Raw genomic sequence first — 4,219 nt, 5'->3', positions numbered from 1 at the left:
GGCCTGAACGGGACGGCTACCGCTCCGCACGCTACTTCTTGTACGCGATGCCCCCCTGCATCAGCCGCTGGGCGACGCTCAGCGGCTCGGTGACCGGCTCGTCGGGCCGCCACTGCGGCAGCGCCACGACCCCGGGCTCCTGGAGCTCGAAGCCCTCGAAGTAGTCCTCGATCTCCGCCAGGGTGCGGAACCGGCCGGTGCCCAGGAACTCCAGCATCGTCTCCTCCACCGCCCGGGCCTCCGGGCCGGTGTCGGCGAAGCAGGTGATCGCCAGGTAACTGCCGGACGGCACCGCCGCCATGTACGACTGCACGATGCCCTTCGGGTCCTCGTCGTCGTGCAGGTGGTGCAGGATGCCGATCAGCAGCACCCCGACGGGCTGCGAGAAGTCGATCAGCCGCTGCACGTCCGGGTGGTTCAGCACCCCCTGCGGATCGCGCAGGTCCGCCGTCACCACGGCCGTCTGGTCATCGACCTGGAGCAGCGCCTGGCCGTGCGCCAGCACGATCGGATCGTTGTCGACATAGACGACCCGCGCGCCGGGAGCGTACCGCTGTGCCACCTGGTGCGTGTTCTCCAGGGTCGGCAGCCCGGCACCCAGATCGATGAACTGCCGGATCCCGGCCTCGGCGGCCAGATGGCGCACGATCCGGCCCAGGATCTGCCGGTTGTACTGGCCGACGTCGCCGATGTGCGGCATGGTGACGCGCACCTGGTCGGCGACGACGCGGTCCACGTCGTAATGGTCCTTGCCACCGAGAACGGCGTCATACACCCGTGCGATGCTCGGCTTGCTGGTATCGATGAACGTGGGCTGGCCCTTCCCGGGGGCGGTGTTCTCGTGCGACATCGCGGTTCTCCATCCCTCAGCACGTGCGGGTCAGACTAACCGCGCCCCACCCGCCCCGTGAAAGGGCCCCGTCCCAACCCGACACACTGTCAAGCGGCCCAAAACAGCGGGGAGTTACCCATCCTCGGGCAGAACCTGCGGGAAGAGGGTACGGAACGCCTCCGTCGAGTCGTTCAGCCCGCGGGCGAACGGGAAGTCGAAGTGCCAGATCAGGTACAGCAGGAACACGATCAGCGCGCTGAACAGACCGGCCAGCAGCAACTCCCGTCCGGTACGCCGGATCTGGAGCGCGAACAGCATGCCCACCACCACCGCCCCGCCGGTGATCAGCCCCAGCCACACCACGGCAGGAAGGGTGGACTCGGCGCTCAGCCCCCGGCTCGCCCGCGCCTCGGCGGCACTCGCCAGCTGCTGGTGCATGCCCTCGTACGCGTACCCCTGCGGGGCGTTGGCGGGCTGAAGGCCGGACACGGTCTGCCGCAGCTGTGCGAACAGCTCGTCGCCGTCCTCACTGAGGCCCCCGTTGTCGATCATGTACGACCACTCCTCCTCCACGGTGTAGCCGACGTACCGCTCCACGGCACCGTGTACCTCCGCCTCGGTGTCCTGCGGGAACACCTGGGCCCGCTCGCCGAGTTCGTGCAGCGCCTGGGCCTCCTGGCGCACCCACTCCTCGGCGGCGCCGCGCTCCTCCCAGACCCCGGCGATGGCCAGGCCCAGCACGATGGCGTACACCACGCCGACCATCATCGTCATGTACTCGATGACGTCCGGCGTCTCGGTGGTGTCCTCGCTCTCCGCGGGGCGTGAGGCGGCGCGCCGGTGCCGCAGCTGGACGGCGACGAAGATGACCGCGCAGGTGGCGGCGATGGTGAGCAGCAGAACGAGCCAGTCGGACAAGCGGTTCTCCTAGGAGGTGCTGCGCGGTCCCGGACGGGTCCGCGGGCGCAGGATGGCGGCGGCCAGCACGGCGGGAGCCAGGATCAGCAGGGTGCGGGTGGTCATCGGCATGCTGTGATCGGGGCGGTCGGCGCCGGTGGCGGGTGGCGGGCCGGCGACGAACCGCACCGGTTCGGGTTCGGGTTCGGGCTCCGCCGGGGGTTCGGGGGTGGGCTCCGGCTCCGGTTCGGGTTCCGGCGGTGGCTCCGGGGCCGGTTCCGGTTCCGGCGGCGCGGGGGGAGCCTCGGGTACGGGCTCGGGCTCGGGCTCGGGCTCCGGGGCCGGTGCGGGCGGAGGCGGCTCCGGGGGAGCGGGTGGTGCCGGGGGCTCCGGCGGCTCGGGCGCGGGCGGCACCGGCGGTTCCGGCTGCGGGGGCGGCTCAGGCGGCCGGCAGGTGCCGTGCTCGATCACCACCGCCGGGGTGCCGTCCGGGCCGCTGACCGACACCGAGGAGCACCCGCCGCCGTGCCGGATCACCACCCCGCCGCCGGGTCCTTCCGTTCCGATGATCACGGTCGCCTCGGAGTCCGCGCCCGCACCGGGGCCCGGAGCCTCGCCGCCGACACCGCCGGCCGCCGCCCCGGAGGCGGCGGCCAGCACCAGAAACGCACACCCGGCGCCGACGGCGGCACGTCGCGCTCGTTGCCCAGTGGTCACGGGGGCGATTGTGCGCGGGGGGTGCGGAGAGCCGCACGACGGAGACGGTGTTTTCGCCTGATGTGATGAAAAACCATTCAGTGGCGCATGAACAACTCATCTGTGTGCATGGGGTGTTGACCGGCCACCATGGCGGCGGCACCGGCGCGCACGCTCCCCGCGGGCGCCGCGCGGCCGGGCCCCGGGCCCGTCGGCCGCGCACCGGGCCCGCCCCCCCCGCCCGGCGGTGATCGGCGCGCCGGGCACCGGGGGCGTGGCCCGGCCCCGGCCGCTCCGGCCGGGCACCACCTCCGGTCGCCCACCCCGCCCGTCCCGCCCGCCCGGTCACAGCATGGCGCCGCCTCCCGGCGCCGTCAGCAGCCGGGCCGGGGTGTCCAGCGCCCCGCGCACCGCGCTGCGCGCCGCGCCCAGCAGGGGACCGGCCGGGCCGATCAGCGAGCCGGTCACCGGGGTCGCGGTGGTCCGGCCGCCCGCCGTCAGCATGGTGCGGCGGGCCAGCTCCCGGCGGACCGGTGGCAGCAGCCACGGCGAGAGTTCGGCCAGCGAACCACCGATCACCACCCGCTGCGGATCGAGCAGGTTCACCGCGCCCGACAGCGCGATACCCAGCGCGGAACCCGCCTGCCGCACCGCCCGCAGCGCCGCCGGGTCGCCTGCGGTGCAGCGTTCGGCCAGCTCACCGGTACGCCCGCCCGGCTCCGCGCCCGGGGCGAGGCCCGCCGCGCGCACCAGCGCCGCCTCCCCGGCGTAGGTCTCCAGACAGCCGCGCGCCCCGCACGAGCACGGCGGACCGCCGGGCCGCACCGGGACATGGCCCAGCTCACCGGCGAAGCCGTGCGCGCCGCGCAGCACGGCACCGTCCACCACGATCGCCGCACCGATGCCGATCCGGGCCGACACATGCACGAAACTGCCGGTGCCCGCCGCGCCGCGCTCCTCCCACAACTCGGCGAGCGCACCGAAGTTGGCCTCGTTGTCGACGGTGAGCGGGCCCTGGCCGGACGGCAGCAGGGGCGCCAGATCCACCTCGCGCCAGCCGAGGTTGGGCGCCCGGGTGACGGTGGCGGTGCCCCGGGCCACCAGCCCCGGCACGGCCACCGCGAGCCCGGCCGGCCACAGCCGGTGGGTGGCGGCCTCGGCGGCCAGCCGGTCGAGCAGCGCGGTCAGCTCGGCCAGCACGGCACCGGGTTCATGGGCGCCGGGCCCCATGCGGTGATCGATCCGGGCCCGTACGGCGCCGCGCAGGTCCATCGCGCAGACCGTCAGATGGTCGACGCCGATCTCGGCGCCGAAGCCGCACGGCCCCTGATCGGCGAGCACCAGCTGACTGCCCGGCCGCCCCACCGAACCCGACCGCCCGGGGCCGCGCTCGCTCAGCAGCCCGCCGCGCAGCAGTTCGTCCACGAGCGTGGAGACGGCGGCCCGGGTCAGCCCGATCCGCCCGGCCACCTCGGCGCGCGACAGCGCCCCTTCGTCGGCGAGCGCGTGCAGCACCCGGGAGAGATTGTGCTGGCGCACCTGGGCCTGCGACTGCGGGGATCTGGGGGGCAACGGAACTCCCGGGAGCGAGGGGACGACGGGACGGAGGTGCGGGGGAGGGGCCGTGTCCGGGCGCTGCCCCGGCGGCCATGACACACCGGGGCGACCGGCGCACACCGCAACGCGGCCACGCGCGGCCCGCGACACCCGGCCGGGCGGTACACCGTCGGGCCGCGGTGGCCGCCCGGGGCGCGCGGCCCGGATATCCGTCCCCCCGGCCGTGCCGTGCCGTGC

The 4,219-nt window shown here is 74.7% G+C and carries 4 protein-coding genes; all 4 read right to left on the bottom strand.

What is annotated here, in order from left to right; translation table 11 throughout:
- Positions 1–31: 31 nt before the first annotated feature.
- The 4 genes from ACFV5N_RS25380 to ACFV5N_RS25365 all read right to left on the bottom strand — a co-directional run bounded on the left by ACFV5N_RS25380 (position 32) and on the right by ACFV5N_RS25365 (position 3,997).
- Positions 32–850 (bottom strand): SAM-dependent methyltransferase, encoded by an 819-nt coding sequence (locus ACFV5N_RS25380; protein ID WP_385604147.1) that lies wholly within the window; start codon positions 848–850, stop codon positions 32–34.
- 114 nt (positions 851–964) lie between these two features.
- The gene (locus ACFV5N_RS25375) at positions 965–1,750 is read right to left on the bottom strand and encodes a hypothetical protein (RefSeq protein ID WP_385604144.1); all 786 of its coding nucleotides are present in this window, start codon (positions 1,748–1,750) and stop codon (positions 965–967) included.
- Positions 1,751–1,759: 9 nt separating this feature from the next.
- Complete coding sequence (locus tag ACFV5N_RS25370; protein ID WP_385604141.1) at positions 1,760–2,446, bottom strand: hypothetical protein; 687 nt, start codon at positions 2,444–2,446, stop codon at positions 1,760–1,762.
- A 324-nt stretch (positions 2,447–2,770) separates the two neighbouring features.
- On the bottom strand, positions 2,771–3,997 hold the full coding sequence (locus ACFV5N_RS25365) for an ROK family protein (RefSeq protein WP_385604139.1): 1,227 nt from the start codon (positions 3,995–3,997) through the stop codon (positions 2,771–2,773).
- Between the last annotated feature and the right edge of the window lie 222 nt (positions 3,998–4,219).

The sequence above is a fragment of the Streptomyces sp. NPDC059853 genome (genome assembly GCF_042731495.1).
Classification (GTDB): domain Bacteria; phylum Actinomycetota; class Actinomycetes; order Streptomycetales; family Streptomycetaceae; genus Streptomyces.
This window is presented reverse-complemented; position numbering and strand designations above follow the sequence as displayed.

What these genes read in the sequence shown, in the direction of transcription:
- ACFV5N_RS25380 (WP_385604147.1), bottom strand. Translation starts at nt 850, where the DNA reads ATGTCGCACGAGAACACCGCCCCCGGGAAGGGCCAGCCCACGTTCATC.